Source organism: Algoriphagus aquatilis (assembly GCF_042657405.1).
Lineage (GTDB): Bacteria > Bacteroidota > Bacteroidia > Cytophagales > Cyclobacteriaceae > Algoriphagus > Algoriphagus aquatilis.
Genome location: NZ_JBHSKS010000002.1, coordinates 221,765 through 247,772, shown reverse-complemented (window position 1 = coordinate 247,772; position 26,008 = coordinate 221,765). Strand labels below are relative to the sequence as shown.

Sequence of the window (26,008 nt, the reverse complement as noted above, 5' to 3'; positions counted from 1 at the left end):
AACACCTTTTCACCCCTTACCTGGAAACAGTCGAGTTTGCAATCATGACAGGTAGAAAGATTCAAAAAATGCATTCCCACAACTTTTAACTTGAAGGAAAGAAATCTAGTTACGTAATTGCTACTCGTTAACCCAAATGCAGTGAAATACGGATACTTACTCCTCCTTCTCTTTTCCTTAGTCTTATTTCCCTCTATTCACACCTTTTCGCAAGTGAACCTCGGTCAAACAGACCGTTGGATGAAAGGTGCCTTGGCTGCTATGGAGCGAAAAGATTATCAAACTGCCAATTCCATCTTCAGAAATCTAATCGACTCTGGTCTTCCTTTGCCTGACGAGATGCCATACTACTTTTCAGAAACTCTTTTTGAATTGGGTCAATATGATAATAGCAACAATTTTCTCAACAAATACTTGGAATTGACTGGATTTAAAGGTCAAAATTATCAAGGAGCATCTGAGCTAAAAGAAAAGCTGAAAGGTCCACTTGCAAAAATCCAAGCCTGCGAACTTTGCGACCGAAGAGGCTATCGGTTTGGGGCTTGCTTCACTTGCGAAGGGAAAAAACAAATCGAACAATCGTGTAACTATTGCAAGTCCAAAGGAATAGTAGGTTGTAGCAGATGTGCCGCCACAGGAATGATCAAGAAAGTGAACGTGTTCAACATTGTTGAGTTTTTTGAATGCGAGCGTTGTGCGGGAAAAGGAAGATTAACCTGTCCTGAATGCGCTGGTTCCGGCAAAGAAGTATCCGAATGCCGTACTTGCACCGGATCGGGTAAGTTGGCCACCGATGCCATTTGCGATCACACAGCTCACGACCACAGTCACGATTCAGAGAAAAAATAAATAGGTTGTCTAAAAAGGTATATTGGAGCCAGCCTGAGCACCTGAGAGACGGGAGTCTCAAAGTCGAAGGCCATATACAGTAAATGGAACAACATTTCAACTACGCTCCATGTGACAATCCATACTCTAATCAGACAACCTCTTTTAAATCATTTGCAATAGTTCTGAAATGCTTCTGATGCACCCGGATATTCCAATGCCGAGGCCAGTTTGAAATCTTCACAGGCCTGTTTGGTTCTTTCCATTGCGATTTTCAATAGTCCTCGATTATAATATGCCTGTCCAAATTCCTTATCGATTTGGATTGCATTGCCATAGGCTTTAAGCGCGTCCTCCGGCATCCCCAACTGATGAAGAGCCCGTGCTTTCAAAAAAGAAGCCATCGCTGGAGCTCCAGGAATTTCTTCTGCCTTGGTCGCATAAAGTAAGGCGCTTGCATAGCTTTTTTGCTCCAATTGGATAGCCGCCAAACTCAATAAAACCTGAAAATTGGTGGGATCAAGATTTAAAGCGGCTTCAAAGTCCGCTTGGGCTTCAAGCAATTTCCCCATTTCTTGGTAAGCACGGCCACGATTGTAAATCATTTTCACATCGCTTGGCTTATTTTTCATGTCCGCTGTATAGCTTTCTACAGCTTGCTGATAATCTCCACTTTCAAAGTATCGATCAGAGGGGTTTGACTTTTGTTCAGAACAAGAAAACAAAGTCCCGGCGATCACCGGGACTAAAAATACTTTTCTTAAAATACTCATGATAGTTGGTTTAGACTGCTACGTTATTTTCTCTAAGCGCATCATTGAGTGAGGTCTTGAGATCAGTAGAAGCCTTGCGCTGACCAATGATCAACGCGCACGGAACCTGATAGGTCCCTGAAGGGAAAGTTTTTGAAATCGAACCCGGTATCACCACCGAGCGAGGCGGCACGTATCCTTTATATTCCACCGGCTCAGAACCTGTGACATCGATGATTTTTGAACTCGCGGTCAAAGTCACACCTGCCCCAATGACGGCCTCTTTTCCTATTCTTACTCCCTCTACGATGATCGCCCGGCTTCCGATGAAGGCGCCATCCTCTACGATCACCGGTGCTGCCTGGACAGGCTCCAACACACCTCCGATACCCACTCCACCACTCAAATGAACGTTTTTGCCGATCTGTGCACAAGATCCGACAGTAGCCCAAGTATCAACCATCGTGCCACTGTCCACATAGGCTCCGATATTAACATAACTTGGCATCATCACTACACCACTTGCCAAGTAGGCACCATATCGCGTTACGGCATGAGGAACAACTCGTACACCTTGCTTGGCATAGTTGGTTTTAAGGGCCATTTTATCGTGAAATTCAAAAGGGCCAACCTCAATGGTTTGCATCTTTTGGATCGGAAAATATAGGATCACTGCCTTCTTTACCCAATCGTTTACTTTCCAATTGCCATCCTCAGTAGGCTCAGCTACTCGGATTTGACCTGCGTCCAAATCAGCAATAATGGTCTTGATAGCGATTTCAGTTTCTTTTTCCTTAAGCAATTCCCTGTTTTCCCAGGCGTTCTCAATGATCGTTTTGAGTTCCATTAGTTTTATTTAGTTTCGTTTATGAGTCAAAAGCAGTTTTCTCCGGTGCAGGTTTTGATCGCCTCTACCTTAAAACCGGTTAGAGATGTGCGGGCATATGAAAAGCTTGCCCTTTCGCTGGGCGAAACAAGTAAATACAGGCTAAACATCATAGGTTTTTCTGATGAAAAGGCAGTAGAATCTGGTAATTACCGATTTTTTTCTTCTATGAGTCATTTTGGATCTAAGTTAGATCGACTGTTGGCCCAAGTGAGATTCGCAAAAAAACTTCTTGACCTGAAGCCAAAACTGCTCATCTGCTGCACGTATGAATACCTGCCTTTAGCCTCTTTCTTCAAGTCATTTTTAAAGTATCGGCTGGTCTACGATGTGCAGGAGAACTATATCACAAATTTGGATTTAAATCCAAGTTTAAATGAAGTAAAGAAAAAATGGGCGAGCTACCTCATCCGAAAAGCTGAGGGCATAAAAGGAATCGATTTGTACCTATTGGCTGAAACCTGCTACAGCGATGAAATGCCCGATAAGACGCCTTTTTTAGTCTTGGAAAACAAATACCAAGGTGCCATCAAAGAGGTTTCACAAGTCCGACTGGATCCGACTAAGGAACTTAAATTCTGCATTACTGGAACTCTAACTCCTGCGTATGGCACTTTGGAGGGATTGATTTGGTTTCAAAAAATCCTGGAAGCATATCCTCACTTTCAACTGAAGGTCATCGGGCATTGTCCTCTGGATGCCTACAAGATTCAGCTACTCCAACAGGCCATTACTTGCCCTCAGATCCATCTGGAGATTTCAAATTCTCCCATTGCTTATTACCGAATTGAGCAGGTTGTGATCAATTCAAATGCTGCACTTTTGCCCTACGTGATACATCCTGCGATTCAGGAAAAAATCCCAACCAAACTCTTTGAATGCGCAGCGTTGGGAATTCCGGTACTGATGAACCAAAATCCAACGTGGGAGAAATTTTTCAATTCCTACCAAGGAGGGATAACTGTTGACTTCTTCGACAAAGAGAACGCGCTCACGACTTTTCAACATGCTTTAGACCAAACTTACTTTTCCACATTGGTGCCCGAGTCCGTGCTATGGAAAAGTCAAAAGCTTCTTTTTCAGCAAGCTATCCAAAATCTCCTTTCTTAATTCCTCCATTTTCTTCCCCAAAGAGTGGATATGTGTGGAAACTTATCCACCCCTACCCTATTTTTTACACTCAAATTCAAGAAGTGGAAACTGGCTTTTTTCACTCTTTTTGGTCTAAATCAGGAATAAATCAATCCTTTATTTAATTGATAAATAAGTATTTACAACATTTTTAATTTAAATCTAAATATATTTTTAGAATAGTCTAAACCTGAAAACACGACTATTTTTGGGTTTTCCACACTCGATTTAGCTTTTCTGAAATTTATTTTTAGATATATCTAATTTAATTTTTACATTTGACTCATTATTTTGAGCTACCTATGGAATTGACTGTTGCTGAAGAGAATTACCTGAAAGCCATCTACCACCTCTCCGACGGAGGGAAAAAAAGTGTATCTACCAATGACATTGCGGCGGAGATTAAAACCAAAGCAGCCTCTGTGAGCGACATGCTCAGAAAGCTGGGCGAAAAAGAAGTGATCGAGTACCGCAAGTATTACGGACTGCAAATCACAGAAACCGGCAAGCGACTAGCCCTACAAACCATCCGGAAGCACCGACTCTGGGAAGTTTTTTTGGTGGAGAAATTAAACTTCGCTTGGGATGAAGTACATGAAGTCGCCGAGCAACTCGAGCACATTCAGTCCCCCTTGCTCATCCAAAGACTCGATGCTTATCTAAACTTTCCAAAATTTGACCCGCACGGTGATCCCATTCCGGATGAGTTTGGCGACGTAAGAGCAAGACCAAGAGTTCAACTCAATGAAATGGAAGTAAACCAAACCGGACAAATCGTAGCCGTTAAGGACAGTTCGGCTGCTTTTCTCCGCTACCTCGACAAGGTAGGTGCCTACATTGGCGCACGAATCAAAGTGCTGGATAAAGTAGAATTTGATGGGTCGCTGGAAATCCTTGTGGATCAGAAAAAGACCTTGTTTATGTCCAAAGACGTCGCAAGCAATATTTTGGTGTTACAGTCATGAACTTAAAGCCTCTAGCTCTTTTCTTCTTTTCCATTCTCCTGCTAGGAGCATGCAAGCCTGACTCCGAAACCCAAAGAGAAAAGCCCCTAATCGTGGCTACGACGAGTATTTTGGCTGATGGGATCAAAAATCTGGTAGGAGAACAAGCTGATGTATTTGCACTCATGCCAGCCGGAGTAGATCCACATTTATATAAAGCTTCCGTCAGAGATCTAGACTTGCTTACAAATGCTGACCTGGTTGTCTATCACGGCCTGTACCTGGAGGGCAAAATGACCGAGATATTCGAAAAGTTGACCCTAACTCAATCCATCATCGATGTGTCCCAAGGAGTGCCACAAGACCAACTCATCCGCTCCGGTCCGGAAGCTCACAGTGTCGATCCACACATTTGGTTTGATATTAACCTTTGGTCAAAAGCCCTGAAGCACGCCAGTTCAGAACTTGTCAAATGGAAGCCTGAATGGAAGTCAAACATTGAATTGAATTCAGCCACTTACTTCAAAAAACTGGAAATCCTTGAGCAAGAGACTAGAACCAAAGTCAATGAATTGAAGTCAAAAAATCAGGTGTTAGTTACAGCCCATGATGCTTTCGCCTATTTTGGAAAAGCCTATGGCCTCGAAGTGTACTCACTTCAGGGACTCTCCACACTCAGCGAACCCGGGCTCCGAGACTTGACGGAGTTGATCCAAATCATTCAGGAGCACCAGGTCAAAGCCATTTTCGCAGAGCAAACCATTTCTCCCAAAGCTCTAAAAGCGGTAGCCAACGGAGCTGCAGAAAAAAAACAAAACGTACAGTTGGCAGGTCCCCTCTACACCGACAGCCTCGACGCTCCGGATACTCCCGCTGGCACCTACCTCGGAATGTTTGCCACCAACCTCAACATCATCTACCAAAACCTATTGCCATGATCACCCAAGTAGAAAATCCTGTGTTGGAAATCCATGACCTCACCGTCAGCTACGATCAAAATCCGGTGCTTTGGAATGTGGACTTGAGTCTACCGTCGGGCAAGCTTGTCGGCATCCTTGGCCCCAATGGTGCTGGCAAATCCACCCTGATCAAAGCCATCATGGGGCTGGTACCTCCTACTTCGGGCTATGTTCGGATTTTTGACAAACCCCTCAACGATGTCCGGGCTAGAATCAGCTATGTGCCGCAGCGGGAATCGGTGGATTGGAATTTCCCCGCTTCGGTGCTTGATGTGGTGATGATGGGAACGTATGGGAAATTGGGGCTTTTCCGTAGACCCGGAAAAAAAGAAAAAGATCTCGCCATGCAATGTCTGGAGCAAGTAGGCATGACTGGATTTTTAGAAAGACAAATTTCCGAATTGTCCGGTGGTCAGCAGCAGCGGGTGTTTATCGCACGCGCATTGGCGCAGCAGGCAGACTTGTACCTCATGGATGAGCCTTTTGCAGGAGTAGATATGGCCACAGAAACTGCCATTTTCCAGTTGCTGAAAGAAATGGCCGATTCCGGAAAAACCGTTTTAGTGGTTCACCACGACATACACTCGGCGATGAACTTCTTCGATTGGGTAATCATGCTCAATCTCCACCTCGTGGCCTCCGGCCCTAAAGAATCGGTAATTACAGAGGATTTGCTTCGCAAAACTTATGGTGGAAAATTGAATCTGCTGACGAAGGTCACCGACCTGATCCGAAACAAAGACTTTAACCCGCTCAAAAGCTAGTATGGAAGACTTTGTCTATTTCTTCACCTTTCAAGATCCCTCGATCACCTGGGTGGTACTGGGCATCACCCTGTTGGGAATCGGTTCGGCTTATGTCGGCACCTTTTCTTTTTTGGATAAGAAAGCGCTTTTGGGAGATGCCATTTCCCATGCGGTATTGCCCGGAATCTGTTTGGGGTTCATTTTGGCAGGAGAAAAGAACCCCGTCTACATCGTCACTGGAGCATTTCTGTCAGGTGCCTTGGCTACATTTCTGAGTTCCTGGCTGAAGAAAAACACCAAGCTAAGCGAAGACACCATCATCGCTACGATTCTATCCGTCTTTTTCGGAATTGGCATCGTAATGTTGACCGCACTCCAAAAGTCAGGCAATCCTGAAATCGCGGGCTTAAACTCCTTTATTTTTGGAAATGCCATAGGCATCTCAGAGACCGATTTGATGATATATGGAGGACTTTCACTCACCATTATCGCCGTTCTCACGCTGTTGTTAAAGGAGTTTCGCCTGATGGTCTTTGATCCGAACTATGGGAAAGCGATCGGTTTTCCCATGGAAGCGATCCGTTTTCTCTTTAATGTCCTCATGATTCTTGCTGTGGTCATCGGCATCCAGGCGATTGGGGTAGTCTTGATGGCTGCACTTCTGATTACGCCCGGTGCCGCTGCGAGATTTTGGACCGACCGACTCAATCCGCTTTTGATTTTGGCAGCCTGCTTTTCTATCGTCTCCGGCATCTTGGGTACATACATTTCCTTTGTGCTGCCGCAAATGCCCACAGGTCCTTGGGTGGTGGTTTTTCTTTCTCTTTTTGCCTTGCTTTCTTTTATGTTTTCCCCGAAAAGTGGGATCATCTTCCGGTATTTTTCCAGAAAAAGCTACTTGAGAAAAACCCACCGCGACCACCTGATGAAAGCGCTGTATAAAGCAAAAGAAGAAAACAAAAATGGCCTCACCATAGACGAAATCTATGAGCTCTACCCCTACCAGAAAGCCCAAATAGACCAATCTATCAAAGATTTACTACAAGAAGGTTTTATTGCTAAAAATGAATCACTTGTGAATCTAACCCCACAGGGTATTTCAGACGCAATGCGTATCGTTCGTCTGCACCGATTGTGGGAACTCTATCTCAATGAATTCATGAATATCGCTCCCGATCACGTCCATGAATCCGCCGAACAAATGGAGCATTTGATCACTCCGGAACTGGAAGCCTTGCTCGAGAAGCGGCTCAACTTTCCTACCCTCGATCCCCATCAGGAAACTATCCCCCGAGAAAACCATGACCTTTGACAGCAACGCGTTTTTGATCATTTTCACCGGCGCCCTTATCGCCATTTCTTGTGGTTTCCTGGGTGTATTTATGATGCTTCGCAAAATGTCCATGACCGGAGACGCCATCTCTCATGCCGTATTGCCTGGGATTGTCATTGGCTTCTTTGTATCAGGAAGTCAGCGAAGCCTTGAAGTCATCATCGGTGCCGGATTGTTGGGCATTTTGGCTACGCTGATGATAGAAGGCTTGCGCAAAAAAGCCAAAGTTCAGCTCGATGCCTCCATCGGGATCACCTTTACTCTACTCTTTGCGATTGGTATTATTCTAATCAACCTATTTGCCTACAAGGTAGACTTGGATCAGGAATGTGTGCTGTATGGAGAGATTGCTTACCTACCGATTGACCTTTGGATTACGAAAAGTGGTCTGAATCTTGGCCCGAGAATCACCTGGCTTTCGGGCTTGAATTTCCTGTTCGTCATAGGATTTATCTACTTGTTATTTAAAGAGTTGATCCTAACAAGCTTCGATGAAAGCTTTAGCTCTGTAATTGGTATCAATGCCAAGGGAATCAACCTCGCCCTGATGAGCATGGTGTCCTATACTACTGTCAGCAGCTTTGAATCCGTTGGGGCGATATTGGTGGTGGCCTTGTTAGTCGTGCCGCCGGCGACAGCTTTCCTCTGGACCAAAAGTCTGATTCCACTTTTAAAACTCACCGCAGGACTTGGCATTTTAATTGCCATTTTTGGATACTACCTTGCCTATTGGATGGACAGTTCGATTGCAGGGATGATGGTCACTGTAGCGGGATTTTTCTTTTTACTTAGCGCCATCCTCAAGAGAAAAAATGCCACTTGGTGGAAAGGAACTCCTTCCCCCAACCCGTCGTTAGAGATGTGATTATGAAAAAACTGAACTTAATCCTTTTGTTGGTCTTTGGTCTGATGCTTAGCTTGAATGCTACGGCGCAAGAACAAATCACCTGGATGAAATTTGAAGAGGCTATCGCGGCCAATGCCAAAAGCCCAAAAATGATTTTGGTGGACGTGTACACGGACTGGTGTGGCTGGTGCAAAAAGATGGACAAAGAAACCTTTGTGGATCCTGCGGTAGTGGCCCATCTGAAAAAGAACTTCTATGCCGTCAAACTCAACGCCGAGGATACCAATCGGAAATTTGAGTTCATGGGCAAGACCTACTCTGAAGCCGACATGGCAGCAGCCATGCGGGTGCGGTCCTATCCCAACTTTGTGATCATCGAACCGGGCTTGCAAAACATCGCCCAACTCCCCGGCTACCGACCTGCAACTGATTTTTTGGCAGGATTAAATGATTTAGTGAAAAAAGCCTTCGGAGTCAAACAACCATGAGTTTCAATATCGCCGAGCGCGAAGACACTATCATCGCCCTAGCCACTCCTCAGGGAGTTGGGGCCATTGCCGTGATTCGACTTTCCGGAAAAGACGCCATCCGCGTGACCAATGAGGTCTTTTTTGGTAAAAACCTGGAAAATCAGCCTTCCCACACCATCCATTTCGGCACCATTCGAGATGGGGAAAAGATCATTGACGAGGTATTGGTCTCTATTTTCAAAGCCCCTCGCTCCTTTACCAAGGAAAACGTAGTGGAAATCTCCACGCACGGTTCCTCCTACATCATCAATCAGGTGCTCAAGCTCTTTGTCCGCAAGGGCATCCGCTTGGCCAAGCCCGGAGAATTCACCCAACGGGCATTTTTGAATGGGCAGTTTGACCTCGCACAGGCAGAAGCGGTGGCCGATCTAATCCATGCCGACTCCGAAACCAGCCACCAAGCTGCACTCAACCAGATGCGTGGAGGCTTTTCCTCAGAGATTCAAGAACTCCGAAATCAACTCATCCACTTTGCTTCCATGATCGAGCTGGAACTCGACTTTGTGGAGGAAGATGTCGAGTTTGCCAGTAGAGACGACTTGAGAAGGTTGGTAGAGCGGATTCTCAGGATAGTCGAGGAACTCATCCTCAGCTTTGACCTGGGCAACGTGATCAAAAACGGGGTTCCCACCGTGATTGCCGGCAAGCCCAACGCAGGAAAATCTACCCTGCTCAATGCCTTGCTTAACGAGGAAAAAGCCATCGTATCAGATATTGCAGGCACCACGCGAGACTTTATCGAAGATGAAATCAGCATCGGTGGCGTCATCTTCCGCTTTATCGATACAGCAGGTTTGAGGGAAACTACCGATACCATCGAGGCCATCGGCGTAAGCCGAACTCAGGAAAAAATGAAGACCGCTTCCCTGATTCTGTACCTCTTTGACCTGAGCGATACCGATCTGGTAGAGATCAATCGAGACATCAACAAACTGGAAAACTTGGGCGTGCCTTTCCTGAAAGTGGCAAATAAGACGGACAAGGCTAAGGCAAATATTATCAGTGAGTTAAAAGCCAATCATCCCGACACCATTTTTATTTCAGCGGGCCAAAAAGAAAACCTGGAAGGCCTCAAACTCCGCATCCTTGAGCTGGTCAACTTGGATAAATTCCGCACCGGAAATACCATCATCACCAACGTACGTCACTACGATAGCCTGACCAAAACCCGCGAATCCCTACTCGATGTCCTCACCGGACTGGACAGCCTAGTGACCAACGACTTCCTCGCGATGGACATTCGAAGGGCCCTGCACTACCTCGGCGAAATCACCGGTCAAGTGACTACGGATGACTTGCTGGCGAATATTTTTAGTAAGTTTTGTATCGGGAAGTAACTTCACAAGACTGATTTTCAGAATTCTAAAAATCTACTTAGTTATTTGATTACAATTTTTTTGAAGTTCTTAGTAAGAAAAATGAATAATATATTGTATTATGAATTTTTTCAAAATTTTATTTTGATAAATACTTCATTTATCCTAGTTTTCAGTCGTTTACAAAAAATCAACAGAAGTTTTTAAAGCTCATTTTATCAGTTTCATTTAATTGAACGCACATGAAAATTGGATTTCTTGGAGGCACTTCGCTCTCCAACACGCTAGGTAAAAAGTACCTCGAGGCAGGTCTTGAGGTAGTGTTTGGAGTAAGTTCGGATTTCGATACCGAAGCTCCGGAGTGGAAACTCCTTAATCGACTGAATCATCGCATTTGCCCCTACGAATCAGCCATCATTCAATCAGAAATTATTCTGATCTGTGCTGAGACTACCTCTTTGGCAGAAATCATCAAGGTGCTTAACACCGCAGAGACAGACGATAAAATCCTCATTGATTGTACGCACACCGATATTTCCCAACTCCCAAACTCAGTTTTGATCCGATCTGCAGCACCAAAGGCATATCATTTCAGAGCTTTCAACAACTTTGGAGTGGATTATCCCAAATCGGGCATATTCCGCCGATTAGAGGAAACCAAGGTATTTGGAGAAGCCATACCTCAGAAACTGCGTGTCCGCCGTTTAGTCGAACTGATCGGCTACAAGGCTATCGACGCTGACCAAATCACTGTCGAACCGGAGATCTTCGGTTCTAAAACCACTAAGACCCGAATTTTGCATCCAAACTATCCGCTGAAGTCAGCATCGATCTAAATCATCTCATCAAAAAAGGCGAGCAATACTCGCCTTTTTCATTTTTATATTAAATCAAACCATTAGTCTTTAATTTTTCTCAAACCTAAACCATTGATTTTTAATTCGGTTAAATTGACTTAGAAGCTTAGAATCAAAATTTAATTCTGCATCTCCACTCAGTATATACTATCTTTAAGCTTTGAAACCTAAATCTGCTACGGGCTGCCTTACCCGTCAAAATCAAACCTGACTCAAAAGAATGAATGTACTGGTCATTGACATAGGAGGATCCAACATCAAAATTCTAGCTACCGGTCAGCCCGAACGGATCAAAATCCCGTCTGGCAACGACTTCAGACCGGAAGAACTAGTACCTCTGGTCAAAGAAGCCGCCAAAAATTGGAAGTATGAGGTGATTTCAATCGGATTTCCTGGCGTAGTAAAACACGGTAAAATAGAAGCTGACCCTGTCAATATGGGTGGCGGATGGAAAGGATTTGATTTTGAAAAAGCCTTTGGTTGTCCGGTAAAAATTATCAATGATGCAGTGATGCAGGCACTTGGAAGCTATGAAGGAGGCAAACTTTTATTCATGGGTTTTGGTACAGGCCTGGGTACAGCTATGGTTTTTGAAGACCTACTACTGCCGCTGGAAGGCGGACATCTCCCGTTTAAAATGGGAACTTTTGAAACTCACGTAGGCAATGCAGCCCTTAAAAAATTGGGCAAGAAAAAATGGATGGAGATGGTTTACTTGACCATCGATCACTTTAGACACTGTTTTCAGCCAGATCAAATTGTGCTAGGAGGAGGAAATTCCAAACTGCTGGAAGAAATCCCTGCTGACTGTAGACTTGGATCAAACAAAAATGCATTCACTGGTGGCTTCCGGTTATGGGAGCGATCTTTTAAGGTTTGATTTCCTATAAAACTCCTTTGAAGGTTCTATTTTCTTCCAATTTCATTTTATCTCAACGCAATATCACAAGCTATTTATGGCTCAAGTAAAATCAGACGCGCTGGTATTTTACGGTGCAACAGGCGATCTGGCTTATAAAAAAATATTCCCTGCCTTGCATTTGATGGTCAAAAGAGGGAATCTCAATTCCCCTATCATCGGTGTAGCCAGAGGCGATTATGACCTGGAAAAACTCAGAGCAAGGGCCAAAGAAAGTGTGCAGAAATACGGCCAATACGATGAAGAATCGTTCGCCAAATTCTACAGCCTCCTTGGGTTTGTGGGCGGTGACTATACCGATACACAGACCTTTATAAGAATCCGAGAGGCTTTGGGAAATGCCAAAAATCCTACTCACTACCTAGCTATCCCTCCTGTCCTTTTTCCCAAAATCGTCGAGCAATTGGAGCTCTCAGGCTGTGCCAAAGGTGCCCGAGTGATTGTGGAAAAGCCTTTTGGGACAGATTTTGAGTCAGCGAGTGCACTGAATAAAGTGCTCCTTTCCAAGTTTTCGGAAAGCGCAATCTACCGAATCGACCATTACCTAGGCAAGCGGCCGGTAAACAACATTGTCTTTTTCCGCTTTGTCAATTCCCTGCTCGAACCCGTTTGGAACAAAAACCACATCGAGTCCATGGAAATCACGATGGCCGAAGATTTTGGAATCCAAAGCCGGGGTGCATTCTACGATGTCACAGGCGCCATCCGCGATGTCATTCAAAACCACCTGTTCCAGATTCTTTGCAACCTGACCATGGAACCACCCAAAGCACTGGACAGCGAATCCATCCGGGATGAAAAGGTAAAAGTGCTCAAAGCTATTGCTCCTCTCAAAGCCCAAGACGTGGTCAAAGGCCAATACAAAGGCTATTTGGGAGAAAAGGCGGTTCAGCCCAACTCCAAAACGGAAACCTTCGCAGCCATGAGACTCCATATCGACTCGCCTCGTTGGGAAGGTGTACCTTTTTATATCCGGGCCGGTAAGTACCTGCCTGTCACCTGCACTGAGATCCTGGTCAAATTCAAACATTTACCTTCAGCCTATTCCTCCATTGCATCCCAACCCAATCATATCCGTTTCCGAATCAGCCCTGATGTGACGGTTGCCTTCGGCATGTTGATTATGGCGCAGGGGGAAGATATGTCTTCGGTATTATCTGAAATTCAGGGAAATCCTACTCCTTTCCCCAATGAAAAGGATGCTTATGAGCGTGTACTCACCGATGCGATGGCGGGAGATCCGACTCATTTTGCACGACAAGATTATGTCGAAGAGGCCTGGAAGATCGTGGATGATTACCTAAAATCTGACTATCCGGTATTTGAGTACGAACCGGGAAACTGGGGTCCCGACCAAGTCAATGAATTGATCGTACCCACGGGAGGCTGGAACAATCCTGAGGTAAACAAAAAATAATATGACACTGGAAATTTTTAATAATTCGGACGAAGTAGCAGAGAAAGCCGCTCAGTACATTGAAGAGAAAATAAGGACTGCAATCCTGACTAAAGGAAGCTTTACAATGGCCATCAGTGGAGGAAAGACACCTTGGCAGATGCTCAAGATCTTGGCTAAAGCCAAATTGAGATGGGAAAAAGTGTTTCTCTTTCAAGTGGATGAGCGAGTTGCCCCCGATGGAAATGAGGAGCGAAACCTCACCCAATTGTTCAAATCCATAGAAGGATCGGGTATTATGACCCGAATCAACGTATTCCCCATGCATGTCATCTCCGAAAACCTCGATGAGGAAACCAAAGCCTACGAAGAGGCTATTCGGAAAGTGGCAGAACAGGGAGAGTTGGATCTTATTCATTTGGGCATGGGTGCCGATGGGCATACAGCCTCTCTGATTCCCGGAGATTCGGTTTGCGAGGTGACTGATTCGGATATTGCCATGACTGCATTCCCCTACCAAGGCCGAATGCGTATGACCATGACCTATCCCCTGATCAACCGTGCTAAAGAAATCCTTTGGCTGGTTACAGGAGAAGAAAAAGCTGAAATGCTCCAACGACTTCTCCAGCAAGATCCAGGTATTCCGGCGGGGAAAGTAAACCCGACTCATGCTACCATTTTTGCTGATCGGGCCGCAGCTAAACATCTCTCGAAATCATAATCGGAAAAGACAGCTCATCAAGCTGTCTTTTTACTTTTCTATCTAAGTCGACCAGGAAATTCCTCCCTAAGTGAAAGAATACGGATTTCTCCGTATGCCTATCCTTACCCTTACTTTTTTCCAAATCCATACCTTTAGCGAATGGAGTTTAACCCGGTTTCAATCTATTTAATCAGATGAAAAAACTTCTTTTGCTGGCTTTATTGGCCTTTTCTTTTCAATTGACATTTGCTCAAACCACCAAGCTGACCGTTTTTGTGAAATTCACAGGTATTGAAGATGGCTTTGATCATCTAACCCGAACATCCGTTTGGATAGATGGCAGAGAAATCGGTGTATCACCGGAAACTCTTGAAAGTAAAACCGGATCATTTACGGTAGATGTCCCAAAGGGAAATCATGAAATCACGGTGATCAACTATGCGCAGTACGAAGGAAAATGGGAGGAACACACTTTAGCCAATGAGTATAGTGTAGACTGTATTTACGAATCTACTCGATCTTTTAAAAAACCGGAGAGACTTTACTTGGTCTTTGACCTCAATGAAGGAACCCGATCTTCCTGGAAAAAACCAGTAAAGGAGTAATTCCACCCACTTTAAGCCTGATTGAATCAGGCTTTTTTATTTTTGGAAAGCCTGAATCCACTGCGTTTTTTTATCTTCCCCAAAATTCTGAATTCATGCTTCGCCTATTTACCCAAGCCCTTTTAGACCCCTCAAAAACAGCTATCATCGATTCACTCGGTGCACATAATTATCAAGAACTTACGCTACGTAGTCAACAGGTGGCTACTCACCTTTTAGAGGGTAAAACCGACCTAAACGAAGCGCGTGTGGCATTTATGGTTACTCCGGGGATTGACTACACGGCCGTGCAATGGGGAATCTGGAAAGCCGGAGGTATAGCTGTTCCACTTTGCATTACTTATCCACTTCCCTCGCTGGCCTACGTCATCGAAGATACTCAAGCAGAAATCATTATTGCAGGCCCAGAATATGAAGGTATTCTGAAAGAGTATGCGCTAGATAAAAACCTCAGGTGGCTGACCTTGATGGATCTTCAAAAACCAATCTCTCCTACAATTCTCCCTGACCTATCCACTGACCGTGGAGCCATGATCCTTTACACCTCTGGCACGACAAGCCTACCCAAAGGCGTATTGACCACGCATGCCAATATCGAATCTCAGGTAAGCACGCTGATTCAGGCTTGGAAATGGACCGCAGAGGATTACACGCTATGCCTACTCCCACTCCACCATGTACATGGCATCATCAATGTGATGTCTTGTGCACTTTGGGCGGGAGCTACTGTTCAATTTCTTCATCCTTTTGATGCCAAGCAGGTTTTTGAACTTTTTCTTGAAGGAAAAATCAATGTATTCATGGCTGTACCTACCATCTATTTCAAGTTGGTGACTGAATTTGAATCTCGTTCAGAATCTGAGAAAATTCAGCTTCATGAGTGTATGAAGCGCTTCCGATTGATGGTTTCAGGTTCGGCCGCCTTGCCCGTGTCTGTCATGGAAACTTGGCAAAAAATCTCAGGGCATTACCTGCTTGAGCGCTATGGCATGACTGAAATCGGCATGGCAATAAGCAATCCGTATGATGGTGAAAGAAGAGCTGGCTTCATTGGAAAACCTCTTCCGGAAGTACAAGCCAGATTGGTCGATGAAAAAAATGAAGAAGTACCTGCAGGTCAGCCCGGAGAAATACAGATCAAAGGACCGTCTGTTTTCAAAGAATATTGGGGTAAAGCAGAAGCCACAGCCAAGACTTTCACTTCGGATGGTTGGTTCAAAACCGGAGACATTGCAATAGTCGAGGAAGGCTATTACCGTATTTTGGGCAGAGACTCAGTCGACATCATCAAATCAGGAGGTTATAAAATATCTGCTTTGGAGATCGAAGAAGTTTTGCGAAAGCATCCCCTGATCAAAGACTGTAGCGTAGTGGGAGTTCCTGATGAAGAATGGGGCGAATTAGTAGTAGCAGCGCTTATTCCTTTGGGAGAAATCAACAGCCAAGTCCTCAACCAGTGGATGAGAGAACAAATGCCCGCCTATAAAACTCCAAGGAAATACCTTATCCTTGACGAACTTCCCCGAAATGCCATGGGTAAAGTCGTCAAGAACGACCTCAAAAAACTCTTTGTTTAACCTTCAGTCAATTCCCTAAAACTCGCCTCTATTTATGATCAAAGGCCTCGCTTTACTTTCATTCACTTTTCTACTTGGCATGTGGATGGGTGATTTATTGGGCACCCTTCTTGGCATTGATGCCAATGTAGGAGGTGTGGGTTTTGCCATGATATTTTTGATTTTGGTAAAGGAAGGATTTGTAAAGAAGGGATGGTGGAAGGATGAGTTGGAATTTGGAATTGAGTTTTGGAATAAGCTTTACATTCCTGTAGTCATTGCGATGGCTGCTAGCCTCAATGTAAAATCAGCCCTTTCCTCGGGAGTATTAGCCATTTTGGCCGGGACGGTTCCCGTTTTCCTTGCTTTTTGGGTTTTTAAGGTATTGATCAAATCCGTGAAGTTTGACTGAAATGGAGGAACTGCTAAAATTGATCGACAAAAACGGCTTGATTGTCGCCTTCCTTCTGGTTGGACTATTGACTTGGATTACAGATGTATTTTCCAAAAAAGTCTTGGCTTCCAGGATACCTGGATCAGCCATCGCTATTTTCTTGGCCTTGGTATTCGGTTATTTAGGAGGATTATTAGGAGATGGGGAAAAAGGATTAGCAGATTTAAAGCTTTTTCAAGGCCTTTCACTGCTTGGCGGCTCTATGTTCCGGGATTTTGCCATCGTAGCGACTGCCTCTGGTGCAAGTTTTTTCTTAATCCGAAAAAGCGGATGGATAGGAATGATTTCCTTGGTCTTCGGTATCGGTGTATTTTTCCTTGGAGGTGTTGCTTTGGCTTGGTTGATGGGGTATCGGGATGCAGTAAGCTTGTGTACGATTGGGGCCGGTGCATGCACCTATATCGTAGGGCCGGTTACAGGTGGAGCAATCGGTGCGAGTTCGGAAGTGATTGCCCTTAGTATTGGTTCGGGCGTGGTTAAAACCATCGCGGTGACGATTTTCACACCTATTCTTGCCAAAAAAATAGGCTTAGATTCTCCGGGTGCAGCCATGGCATTTGGAGGAATCATGGGTACATCCAGCGGAGTGGCGGCAGGACTTGCAGCCACAGATCCCAAATTAGTTCCTTATGGGGCAGTCACAGCAACCTTTTACACGGGCTTGGGTTGTTTGGTGTGTCCTTCCCTCTTTTATTTGATATTAAATTGGCTATTAAGCTGAAAACTCACTATGAAAAAAATCTTTTCCTACGGACTGTTCGCACTGCTTTTCTCCTGCGCTGCTCCTCAAAAAGAAAAAGAGGAAAAAGCCATAATTTCCGGTCCCAGAATTGAAATTGCTGAAATCGAAGCCGGAATCAAATCCTTCATCGATCAAAAAACCGCTGAAAATGGAGGTGTTTTTCCGGTAAAAGATGAAAACCATGACCTCCGGATGAAACTGGTACGGGTTCACACCGAATACCTTTCTAACCTTGGCCCTGACAGTCATTTTGCCTGTGTGGATTTAGTGGATGAAAAGGGCGACGTATATGACGTGGATTTTTTCATGGAAGGTAAACCTGGTGAAATGACGGTGACTCAGACCACTGTGCACAAACTGAACGGAAAGCCATTTTACAGTTGGAAACAAAAAGAAGATAAAACCTGGTACAGAATGCCACTCGAACAAGCTGACAATAATCTCCTCGGTGTCATTGAGGGAAAGGACAATTTTGAATTTTACTATACTGTGAATATTCCTGAGTTAAAGGAAAAAGCAGAGATATGGATTCCCATCGCACTTTCAGATGATTTTCAGGAAGTGCAGCTCTTGGACATGAAAGTCCCCGGAAAATCCAGTCAACTCTTGGATCAAGTGAACCGAAACAAAGTATTATATCTGGAGCTCAAACCGGAAGACAGCGGAAAAACCATTGAGATTTCCTATGCCGTGCAGCGACGTGAAAAAACACCTTACGAGGCACCTGCTCCGGATCCTAAAATTGACCTAGTTTCCAACAAATTGATGCCAAAAGGCGGTCGTTTTGAGCAGATTGCCAAAGAAACCTTGGGGGCAAAACTCAATGATTCCCACTTGGTTCAAGCCCGCGCGCTATACGATTACATTATTGACAACATGCGCTACATGAAATTTGGGGACTTTGGACGTGGAGATTCCAACTATGCCTGTGATTCCAAAACTGGAAATTGCTCTGAATTTCACTCTTTCTTTATTTCCTTGGCACGGTCGGTGGGTATTCCTGCCCGTTTTGCCATTGGAGCGTCAATTCCATCTGATCGCAATGAAGGAGGGATCGACGGATACCATTGCTGGGCGGAGTTCTATGCTGATGGCAAATGGTGGCCTGTTGATATCTCCGAAGCCAATAAATACACAGCCTTGGCCACTTATTATTTTGGAAGACATCCGGCAAATCGAATTGAATTTACCAGAGGACGAGATTTAGAACTCAATCCCGGCCCATCTCAAGGACCCATTAATTTTTTAGCTTATCCTTATTTGGAGATTGACGGTAAGGAAGTCAAAGCTCCTACTATTTTTACTTTCCAAAGAAAATCCTAAAATAAAGAACAAAAAAAAGAGGCCCGATTTTGTAAATCGGGCCTCTTTTTTTACTTCTGAATTACTGAGCAGCAGCACTATCCGCAGCAGTACTGTCTGCAGCTGGATGCTCACCACCTGCTGGATGCTCGCCACCCTCTGTAGGATGCTCAGCTTGTTCTGTAGCCTCTTCAGCTGCTTCTTCTTTTTTACCTCCGCAAGAAGTGAAAAGCGTAGCAGATAGAAATCCAACAATCATTAGACTGGCAATGGTAAATCTAAATTTTCTCATGATGTGATAAGGTTGAAGTGATTGATGTTCAAAATTACGGATTATCAATTAAAAGCTTGTCATTTTAGAACCTCTTTTCTTGAGATGGCATCCTAAAACCAATCACGGAGGATGAAATCAATGTCACTATTCCAATAAACCCAACAGCCACATAGATTCCAAATTGATCAGCCAACACTCCTGAAATCAGGGCTCCAACTGCATATCCCAAATCTCTCCAAAACCGGAAGGTTCCCAAACTCTCCGCGCGCTGGATCGGATGACTGCCTGCTGCGATTGCCGTCAAAAAAGTGGGATAAACTACCGCTGTACCCAGACCAAGAATTACCGAAAGAAATGTGAAAGCGAAATATGAATCTGACCAAATCAATCCTAAAATAGCCAATCCTTGAACCAACATGCCCCAGAAAAGCATTCGCTTCTTGGAATAATAGTCGGCCATTTTACCCGTCACTAACTGACCAACTCCCCAAACGATTGGATAAATCGATGCAATCTTTCCAATTTCTTCCAATTCAAATCCCTTTGAAATCAACAATACTGGCAATAGTCCCCAAATCATTCCATCGTTTAGATTATTAACCAATCCCGCCTGAGTAACTGAGCTAAGGGTTTTGTCTTTGAAGGTAGTATTCCAAAAGACTCCTTTGGCTTGATGCAATTCATTGGACTTTGCTTCAGCTTTGACAAAAATCCGAGTATCTCTTACAAGAAAGGAAAGTAAAAAACCGATCAGAGCAATGGTCATCATTACCCCGAAGGGTATCGGTCTCATTCCATATTCTGATGCTAAATATGCACTAAAAACCGCCGCTAATCCTACAGCCAAATAACCGGCAAATTCATTCAAGCCCATGGCTAGACCACGGTTTTTATCGCCCACCAGGTCAATTTTCATCACCACTGTGCTGCTCCAGGTAAGACCTTGGCTGATTCCCAATAGAACATTTGAAAAAACTATCCAGCTCCAAGATTCACCAAAATTGAGTATCAAGGGAACCGGCAACACCATCATCCAACCGAATAGAAGTAAGTTTTTCCTACCATATCGGTTAGCAAATCGGCCAGAAAAGTAATTGGTAGCTGACTTGCTCAGCCCAAATGCCACAATAAAGGAAAGCATCGCGGCATGTGATTCCAATCCAAATTCCTGAGAAGCAAAGTCGGGGAAAATGGAGCGCTCCATCCCTATCATTCCGCCTACAAAGGCATTAATCAAGACTAAAAGGGAGAATTGCTTCCAGTTTTGTCGAAGTCCGAGTTGAGCTTCCATGGGTTTTTGATTTACCCTACAAAAGTCAGTTGTTCAGATTCGGTAAGCTTTTACATATGTTAAAAAATACTCATCGCGGAGTTGTTAGTGTTTAGTGTTCAGTAATCAGTGTTCAGATGTCAGTGTTCAGATGTCAGTGTTCAGTAATCAGAGGTCAGAGGTCTGTAATCAGTACTGAGTAACCAGTTATCAGAAGTAAGTGATTAGTAATCAGAGCTCAGTATCCAGAAACTGCACACTCAGACTGAACACTGCGACTGAATACTGCGACTGAACACTGATCACTACCTTCTCTGCCCGCGAATTCTACTCAAGCTCACCTGTGTAATTCCCAAAAAAGAAGCCACATGTTTGAGCGGGATCTTTTGAATCAATTCGGGTTTTTCTTCAAGCAACTTTTCATAGCGCTCCTCGGCAGTCAAAAACTGGATATTTTCCAACCGTTTAAGCGTCTCTACATAAGCTTGTTGGATCAATTTATGGAAAAGCCGCTCCAATTCATGATGCTTTTCAAAAAGGCGGAACAGGGGATCGGCAGAAATAGCTACCACCTGGGAATCTTCCAAAACTTGAATAGCCTTTTTACTTGGGCTTTGGGTAAATAGGCTTTCGGCGCGGATGATCAGCTCATTGGGAAAAGCAAAATATTCTGTCACTTCGACTCCGTCTTTGAGATAATAAATCCTCCCTACTCCCGAAACCATAAAATAAATGGTCTTGCAAGTAGCTCCTATGGCCTGGATTTCTTCATTTTTTACATAGTTTTTCCATTCACACAAGCCAAGCAATTCGGTTTCTGCTTCCGATGAAATAGGCTGGAGCTTTTTTAAAAAGGATACTAATGAGTCCATTGATTCCATAGAAAGCCAATTTAGGCAAATCCTTCAGTGAAGAGGGATGGAATTTAAACTTTTGGTAGATAAAAGCCTTTCATGGATTTTCTAGTTTTTGTTTATCAAAGTAACCCTATTTTGGCTGCAATGAAAGCACTTTCTATCCTCTTTACGCTTGGTTTATTCTCCCAAATTGCGTTTTCTCAAGGGCAATTATCAGGTGTGGTAAATGATAAATCCTCTCAAAAACCGATTGAGTTTGCCTCGGTGGCTTTATATAAGAGTTCGGACAGTACCCTTCTAAACGGTGGGATCACTGATGCAGAAGGAAAGTTTTTAATAGACAATCTGCCTCAGGGTTCATATTACGCGATGGCTAGTTTTTTAGGGTATAAAACCTTAATCATAAGCAGCATCCAACTTTCCAAAAATGAAAAAAAGCCTTTGGAACCCATTTTTCTCAGTTCTGATCTCCAGGAACTACAAGGAGTAGAGGTGCAAGGACAGCGAATCTCGACAGATTTTCAAACACAGAAACAAAGCTTCTCAGCTGATAATTTCGAGTCTTCCAAAGGTGGAACTGCCACCGATGTACTCCGAAATCTCCCCGGTGTGAGTATCAATGCAGAGGGACAAGTGGCAATCCGAGGAAGCTCTGGGTTCGTCGTGATGATCAACGGAAAGCCCGTACAGGGTGATCCCGTAGGCATACTTGGACAGCTACCGGCCAATGCCATCGAAAAAGTAGAGTGGATCTCCTCTCCTTCTGCCCAGTACGATTCGGAAGGCAAAGCCGGGATCATCAACATCACCACTTCCAAAGGTTCCACAGATGGCCTATTCCTCCAAGTCAACACTCGAGCTGGCCTTCCTTCTATCGAAAATTATGACAATGCCGAATCCCAAAAACGCTTCGGGGGCGACTTCAATCTAAACTATGTCAAGGACAAATGGGATATCTCCCTCGGAGGCAGCTATCAGCGAAACGATCAATCCGGAAGAAGGGTGGGCAATGTCATCACTTATAGTGTAGATACGGAGACACACTTTCCATCTAATGGGGAGCGAAGTATCAACGAACTCAATTATTCCGGTCGATTTACCTTGGGATATACTCCAAGTGCCAATACTAATTTTACCCTAGGATTCTATGCAGGTGTGAGAGACCGAGTGAGAACGGCCGATATCCTTTACTTTGACAATCATCGGGTTGTCAACGGACAGCGAACTCCTCCTTTCCAATATTTTAATGCTAACGACCAAAATCGCCGAGGCGACTTTGTCCTAGGAAGTTTGGATTACAACCACACGTTTGGGTCGAAAGCCAAACTTTCCTCGTCCTTTCTCTACGAATACACCATGCTTGGTGGTCCCACCATCAACCGAAACTTGGGCTATCCAAATTTAAGCTTCGTGTATCAGGATGAATACAATACCAACGACAATCCGCTCAATGGGGTCCGCTGGAATTTGGACTACACCTTCAAACCCTTGAGTATTGGTCAGCTTCAGGCTGGATATCAGTTTCGCTACCTCAATCACGTGGGAGACTTTTTCTACGAAAGGAAAAACAATGAAACTGGCCTTTTTGAGCTTGTTCCTGAGTTTTCAAGCGAGGTCAATCTCAATCGCTTGATCCATGCAGGATATCTTCAACTCAACAAATCCATCAAAAATTGGAGCTACGGAGTTGGTGTGCGTGTAGAATTCATGAACCGTGATTTTCAGCTTCAGGATAAAAGAAACACCATCGACACGCTTTACCAATACAATTACATCCGGCCGTTTTTCTCGGGAAATCTGGCTTACCAAGCAAAAGAAGACCTGACATGGAAGTTGAATTTTAGTCAGCGAGTGGAGCGGGAGACTACTTTCAAAATGAATCCTTTTCCCGAAAGAGAACACAGTGAAACCCTTGAACAAGGCGATCCAAACGTACTTCCGGAGTTTATCGACCAACTCGAGGGAGGAATGATCAAAACCTGGAAAGACAACAGCTTCTTTGCCACGGCTTATTACACCCGCGTCAAAAATCTGGTAAATCGCGTCAATACGGTCTACAATGACTCTATCCTGAATCGAATCTATTCCAATGTGGGAATCGGGCAATCAGTGGGTTTGGAAATGGGCAGTGAATTATTCTTTACCCAAAAATGGAAGGGGTTTTTTGGAGGAAATGTCTACCGATATTCGATTAAAGGAGATTTTGACAATCGTCCAATCAATCAATCGGCATGGGTGTATTCCATAAACTTCAACACCACTGTGATCCTTTCTCCTACCCTGACTACCCAATTTACCTTTAACTACCTTTCCAACCGGGTAACAGCCCAGGGTGAGGATTCTAGATTTTATCAGCCATCGCTCAATGTGAAAAAGTCCTTCTTGGACAATCGACTCTCCTTGAATTTGCAGTGGCTAAACATGGATCTTGGATTACTGAGGTCCAATGAACAGCGAATCACTACTTTCCGACCAAGGGATTTCTACACCACCACCAATTACATTTATGAAGTGGATATGCTGATCGTGAACTTATCCTACACAATCAACGGTTCTAAAAACCGATCTAAGTTTGTCAAAAGTGAGTTTGGAGAAAAAGAATTCTGAGTCTGTCTTTCGGATCAAAAACATGGTCTGCCCTCGCTGCATCGAAGCAGTAGAGCATGTTTTTAGTTCAATGGGAAAAAGTGTTTCCGTTACTCTTGGACATGCCGTCACAGTTACTCCAATGACTTTGGAAGAAAAAGAATTAGTGGCTAATAAGCTGAAAGAAAAAGGTTTTGAATTGTTGGAAGATGGGAAATCAGCACTGATTTCACAAATCAAAACAAAGATTGTAGAGCTGGTTCATCACCGTGATAATGAAATGAACGAAAATCTGTCTACACAGCTTTCGAAAGCTTTAAACCAAGATTATGCTTCCTTAAGTCGACTTTTTTCGGCCGTAGAGGGAGTCACCATTGAACGGTATTTTACCAAGCAAAAAGTTGAAAAGGTAAAAGAGTTGCTTTTCTATGGAGAAATGACCCTATCGGAAATTTCCTTTCAAATGGGATACAGCAGTGTCGCTTATCTAAGTGCACAATTCAAAAAAGAAACCGGACTGACCCCAAGAGAATTCAAAAGCTCGGGAAAAGCCAAAAGGAAAGGTTTGGATGAGATTTAATTCCATGTTCTTAGAAACAGGTTTTTTTCTGAAAGCCTTTTGTCAACTACATTTTGGACTAAAACTTACAGGTTTTGATCTTTCGGTCATCAGGCTTTCTACACAATAGTCGATGAATTTTTGAATGATAGTTCAGTTACGGACAATCTTTAACCAATTTCTTCCTTATCTTAATCAACAGATTTAATCTTATTGGAGTATGAAAACTTTTATGCTAGCTTTTTTCCTTGTTGTTTTTGCTTTGGGAATAAACCATCCTTCGGTTTCTCAGCAAAAGACCATCTTAATCAACAATGTGGAGATTTTCAACGGTAAAGATGCGAACACCATCAAGGGCAATGTGCTGATCGAAGGAAATACGATCAAAAAAATCTCCTCCTCTCCTATTCCTACCAACAAAAGCGCCAATGTGAAAATCATCGATGGAAAAGGAAAATTCCTGATGCCGGGCTTGATCGATGCCCACTACCATGCGATGTTTTCTAATCTTTCACAAATCGCGCTATTGACCGGAAACATCGGCTTTGTCAATCTGGTAGCCGGAAAGAATGCCGAATCACTTTTGATGAAGGGATTCACGAGTATTCGGGATTTGGGAGGGCCTGTTTTCGGATTGAAACAAGCCATCGATGCAGGGGTGATCTCCGGTCCAAGAATCTGGCCTTCAGGTGCATTTATATCGCAGACTGGAGGTCATGGGGATTTTCGGCTTCCCAATGATGTACCTTCTGATGCTTCCAATGGTTTCAGCTATGCCGAGCGGATCAATGCCGCTGCCATTGCAGACAGTCCCGATGCTGTCCGACTCAAAGCACGCGAGCAGTTGATGCTGGGAGCAAGCCAGATCAAACTGATGGCTGGAGGTGGCGTTTCCTCTGTCTATGATCCACTGGATGTGACCCAATATACCGAAGCGGAAATCCGTGCTGCGGTGGAAGCTGCCGAAAACTGGGGAACCTATGTCACCGTCCACGCTTATACCCCAAGAGCTATCCAACAATCGATTCGTGCAGGAGTGAAATGCATCGATCACGGTCAAATGATTGACGAGGAAACCGTCAAAATGATGGTAGATAAAGGAGTATTTTGGAGCTTACAGCCATTTATTGATGAAGGTGACAAAGGTGTACTCAGCCCTGATAGCCGGGCCAAACAACTTGAAATGTATCAGGGAACAGATACCGCATTTGAATTGGCAAAGAAGTATAAAATGAAAATTGCCTTTGGTTCAGATGTACTTTTCGATGCTCAAAAGGCTTCTTTAACCGGTGTACAGCTATTGAAAATGAAGCGCTGGTTTTCCAACGTCGAAATCCTTCAAATGGCCACGGGCAACAATGGAGAACTATTGGCCTTATCGGGAAAAAGAAGTCCTTACACGGGTAAATTGGGAGTGATTGAAGAAGGGGCTTTGGCAGATATCCTACTGATCAATGGCAACCTGATCCAAAATTTAGAATTAATCAATGAACCCGAGAAAAACATTCTGGTGGTAATAAAAGACGGGAAGATTTATAAGAACTCGATTCAATAAATATTTGGATAAACGCATTCAGATCCCTTGGCCCAAGTCTTTCGGCCTGGACTTTTGCTTTTCAAAATCTTATAACTTTTTCGCAAAATCCTGTAAAACTT

The 26,008-nt window shown here is 44.0% G+C and carries 26 protein-coding genes; 21 read left to right on the top strand and 5 right to left on the bottom strand.

The features are described from left to right. Nucleotides 1–117: 117 nt before the first annotated feature. Nucleotides 118–849: a molecular chaperone DnaJ gene (locus ACFPIK_RS03390; protein ID WP_377912223.1), complete on the top strand. Its 732-nt coding sequence runs from the start codon at nucleotides 118–120 to the stop codon at nucleotides 847–849. Between the two features lie 149 nt (nucleotides 850–998). Here ACFPIK_RS03390 and ACFPIK_RS03385 read toward each other — a convergent pair whose 3' ends face one another. Continuing rightward, the gene (locus ACFPIK_RS03385) at nucleotides 999–1,601 is read right to left on the bottom strand and encodes a tetratricopeptide repeat protein (protein ID WP_377912221.1); all 603 of its coding nucleotides are present in this window, start codon (nucleotides 1,599–1,601) and stop codon (nucleotides 999–1,001) included. A gap of 10 nt (nucleotides 1,602–1,611) precedes the next feature. Then, on the bottom strand, nucleotides 1,612–2,427 hold the full coding sequence (locus ACFPIK_RS03380; RefSeq protein ID WP_377912219.1) for a 2,3,4,5-tetrahydropyridine-2,6-dicarboxylate N-succinyltransferase: 816 nt from the start codon (nucleotides 2,425–2,427) through the stop codon (nucleotides 1,612–1,614). 21 nt (nucleotides 2,428–2,448) lie between these two features. Here ACFPIK_RS03380 and ACFPIK_RS03375 point away from each other — a divergent pair, with 21 nt between their 5' ends. The 17 genes from ACFPIK_RS03375 to ACFPIK_RS03295 all read left to right on the top strand — a co-directional run bounded on the left by ACFPIK_RS03375 (nucleotide 2,449) and on the right by ACFPIK_RS03295 (nucleotide 18,827). Continuing rightward, nucleotides 2,449–3,576, top strand: a complete 1,128-nt coding sequence (locus tag ACFPIK_RS03375) for a glycosyltransferase family protein (RefSeq protein WP_377912217.1) — start codon at nucleotides 2,449–2,451, stop codon at nucleotides 3,574–3,576. A gap of 323 nt (nucleotides 3,577–3,899) precedes the next feature. Continuing rightward, complete coding sequence (locus ACFPIK_RS03370; RefSeq protein ID WP_377912215.1) at nucleotides 3,900–4,562, top strand: metal-dependent transcriptional regulator; 663 nt, start codon at nucleotides 3,900–3,902, stop codon at nucleotides 4,560–4,562. Next, complete coding sequence (locus ACFPIK_RS03365) at nucleotides 4,559–5,479, top strand: metal ABC transporter solute-binding protein, Zn/Mn family (RefSeq protein ID WP_377912213.1); 921 nt, start codon at nucleotides 4,559–4,561, stop codon at nucleotides 5,477–5,479. The genes ACFPIK_RS03370 and ACFPIK_RS03365 overlap by 4 nt, the downstream gene beginning before the upstream one ends. Continuing rightward, nucleotides 5,476–6,264 carry a metal ABC transporter ATP-binding protein gene (locus ACFPIK_RS03360; protein ID WP_377912211.1) on the top strand — a complete coding sequence of 263 codons (789 nt, stop codon included), beginning with the start codon at nucleotides 5,476–5,478 and terminating at the stop codon, nucleotides 6,262–6,264. The genes ACFPIK_RS03365 and ACFPIK_RS03360 overlap by 4 nt, the downstream gene beginning before the upstream one ends. A gap of 1 nt (nucleotide 6,265) precedes the next feature. After that, nucleotides 6,266–7,558, top strand: a complete 1,293-nt coding sequence (locus ACFPIK_RS03355; RefSeq protein WP_377912209.1) for a metal ABC transporter permease — start codon at nucleotides 6,266–6,268, stop codon at nucleotides 7,556–7,558. Beyond that, nucleotides 7,548–8,444 carry a metal ABC transporter permease gene (locus ACFPIK_RS03350; RefSeq protein ID WP_377912207.1) on the top strand — a complete coding sequence of 299 codons (897 nt, stop codon included), beginning with the start codon at nucleotides 7,548–7,550 and terminating at the stop codon, nucleotides 8,442–8,444. Before ACFPIK_RS03355 ends, ACFPIK_RS03350 begins: the two co-directional genes overlap by 11 nt. 2 nt (nucleotides 8,445–8,446) lie before the next feature. After that, nucleotides 8,447–8,914 (top strand): thioredoxin family protein, encoded by a 468-nt coding sequence (locus ACFPIK_RS03345; protein ID WP_377912205.1) that lies wholly within the window; start codon nucleotides 8,447–8,449, stop codon nucleotides 8,912–8,914. After that, nucleotides 8,911–10,293: a tRNA uridine-5-carboxymethylaminomethyl(34) synthesis GTPase MnmE gene (mnmE, locus tag ACFPIK_RS03340; protein ID WP_377912203.1), complete on the top strand. Its 1,383-nt coding sequence runs from the start codon at nucleotides 8,911–8,913 to the stop codon at nucleotides 10,291–10,293. The genes ACFPIK_RS03345 and mnmE overlap by 4 nt, the downstream gene beginning before the upstream one ends. Before the next feature lie 221 nt (nucleotides 10,294–10,514). After that, nucleotides 10,515–11,108 carry an NAD(P)-binding domain-containing protein gene (locus ACFPIK_RS03335; RefSeq protein ID WP_377912201.1) on the top strand — a complete coding sequence of 198 codons (594 nt, stop codon included), beginning with the start codon at nucleotides 10,515–10,517 and terminating at the stop codon, nucleotides 11,106–11,108. A gap of 241 nt (nucleotides 11,109–11,349) precedes the next feature. Next, nucleotides 11,350–12,009, top strand: coding sequence for an ROK family protein (locus tag ACFPIK_RS03330; protein WP_377912199.1), 660 nt, complete (start codon nucleotides 11,350–11,352; stop codon nucleotides 12,007–12,009). Nucleotides 12,010–12,085: 76 nt separating this feature from the next. After that, nucleotides 12,086–13,465, top strand: coding sequence for a glucose-6-phosphate dehydrogenase (zwf, locus tag ACFPIK_RS03325; protein ID WP_377912197.1), 1,380 nt, complete (start codon nucleotides 12,086–12,088; stop codon nucleotides 13,463–13,465). A gap of 1 nt (nucleotide 13,466) precedes the next feature. Next, nucleotides 13,467–14,165, top strand: a complete 699-nt coding sequence (gene pgl / locus ACFPIK_RS03320) for a 6-phosphogluconolactonase (RefSeq protein WP_377912195.1) — start codon at nucleotides 13,467–13,469, stop codon at nucleotides 14,163–14,165. A gap of 176 nt (nucleotides 14,166–14,341) precedes the next feature. Then, nucleotides 14,342–14,752 carry a hypothetical protein gene (locus ACFPIK_RS03315; RefSeq protein WP_377912193.1) on the top strand — a complete coding sequence of 137 codons (411 nt, stop codon included), beginning with the start codon at nucleotides 14,342–14,344 and terminating at the stop codon, nucleotides 14,750–14,752. Nucleotides 14,753–14,847: 95 nt separating this feature from the next. Continuing rightward, nucleotides 14,848–16,329 (top strand): acyl-CoA synthetase, encoded by a 1,482-nt coding sequence (locus tag ACFPIK_RS03310; RefSeq protein ID WP_377912191.1) that lies wholly within the window; start codon nucleotides 14,848–14,850, stop codon nucleotides 16,327–16,329. Between the two features lie 34 nt (nucleotides 16,330–16,363). Continuing rightward, nucleotides 16,364–16,720, top strand: a complete 357-nt coding sequence (gene madL, locus ACFPIK_RS03305) for a malonate transporter subunit MadL (RefSeq protein ID WP_377912189.1) — start codon at nucleotides 16,364–16,366, stop codon at nucleotides 16,718–16,720. Nucleotide 16,721: 1 nt separating this feature from the next. Further along, nucleotides 16,722–17,483, top strand: a complete 762-nt coding sequence (madM, locus tag ACFPIK_RS03300; protein WP_377912187.1) for a malonate transporter subunit MadM — start codon at nucleotides 16,722–16,724, stop codon at nucleotides 17,481–17,483. A gap of 9 nt (nucleotides 17,484–17,492) precedes the next feature. Continuing rightward, complete coding sequence (locus ACFPIK_RS03295) at nucleotides 17,493–18,827, top strand: transglutaminase-like domain-containing protein (protein ID WP_377912185.1); 1,335 nt, start codon at nucleotides 17,493–17,495, stop codon at nucleotides 18,825–18,827. A gap of 61 nt (nucleotides 18,828–18,888) precedes the next feature. Here ACFPIK_RS03295 and ACFPIK_RS03290 read toward each other — a convergent pair whose 3' ends face one another. The 3 genes from ACFPIK_RS03290 to ACFPIK_RS03280 all read right to left on the bottom strand — a co-directional run bounded on the left by ACFPIK_RS03290 (nucleotide 18,889) and on the right by ACFPIK_RS03280 (nucleotide 21,231). Continuing rightward, the gene (locus ACFPIK_RS03290; RefSeq protein WP_377912183.1) at nucleotides 18,889–19,098 is read right to left on the bottom strand and encodes a hypothetical protein; all 210 of its coding nucleotides are present in this window, start codon (nucleotides 19,096–19,098) and stop codon (nucleotides 18,889–18,891) included. Nucleotides 19,099–19,162: 64 nt separating this feature from the next. Next, on the bottom strand, nucleotides 19,163–20,371 hold the full coding sequence (locus tag ACFPIK_RS03285) for an MFS transporter (protein WP_377912181.1): 1,209 nt from the start codon (nucleotides 20,369–20,371) through the stop codon (nucleotides 19,163–19,165). Between the two features lie 284 nt (nucleotides 20,372–20,655). Further along, nucleotides 20,656–21,231 (bottom strand): Crp/Fnr family transcriptional regulator, encoded by a 576-nt coding sequence (locus tag ACFPIK_RS03280; protein ID WP_377912179.1) that lies wholly within the window; start codon nucleotides 21,229–21,231, stop codon nucleotides 20,656–20,658. A 72-nt stretch (nucleotides 21,232–21,303) separates the two neighbouring features. Here ACFPIK_RS03280 and ACFPIK_RS03275 point away from each other — a divergent pair, with 72 nt between their 5' ends. The 3 genes from ACFPIK_RS03275 (at nucleotide 21,304) to ACFPIK_RS03265 (ending at nucleotide 25,907) form a co-directional block, all read left to right on the top strand. After that, entirely contained in the window at nucleotides 21,304–23,814 is a 2,511-nt protein-coding gene (locus ACFPIK_RS03275) for a TonB-dependent receptor (RefSeq protein ID WP_377912177.1), read from the top strand. Beyond that, the gene (locus ACFPIK_RS03270; protein WP_377912616.1) at nucleotides 23,789–24,373 is read left to right on the top strand and encodes a helix-turn-helix domain-containing protein; all 585 of its coding nucleotides are present in this window, start codon (nucleotides 23,789–23,791) and stop codon (nucleotides 24,371–24,373) included. Before ACFPIK_RS03275 ends, ACFPIK_RS03270 begins: the two co-directional genes overlap by 26 nt. A 199-nt stretch (nucleotides 24,374–24,572) precedes the next feature. Next, entirely contained in the window at nucleotides 24,573–25,907 is a 1,335-nt protein-coding gene (locus tag ACFPIK_RS03265; protein WP_377912175.1) for a metal-dependent hydrolase family protein, read from the top strand. Nucleotides 25,908–26,008 lie beyond the last annotated feature (101 nt).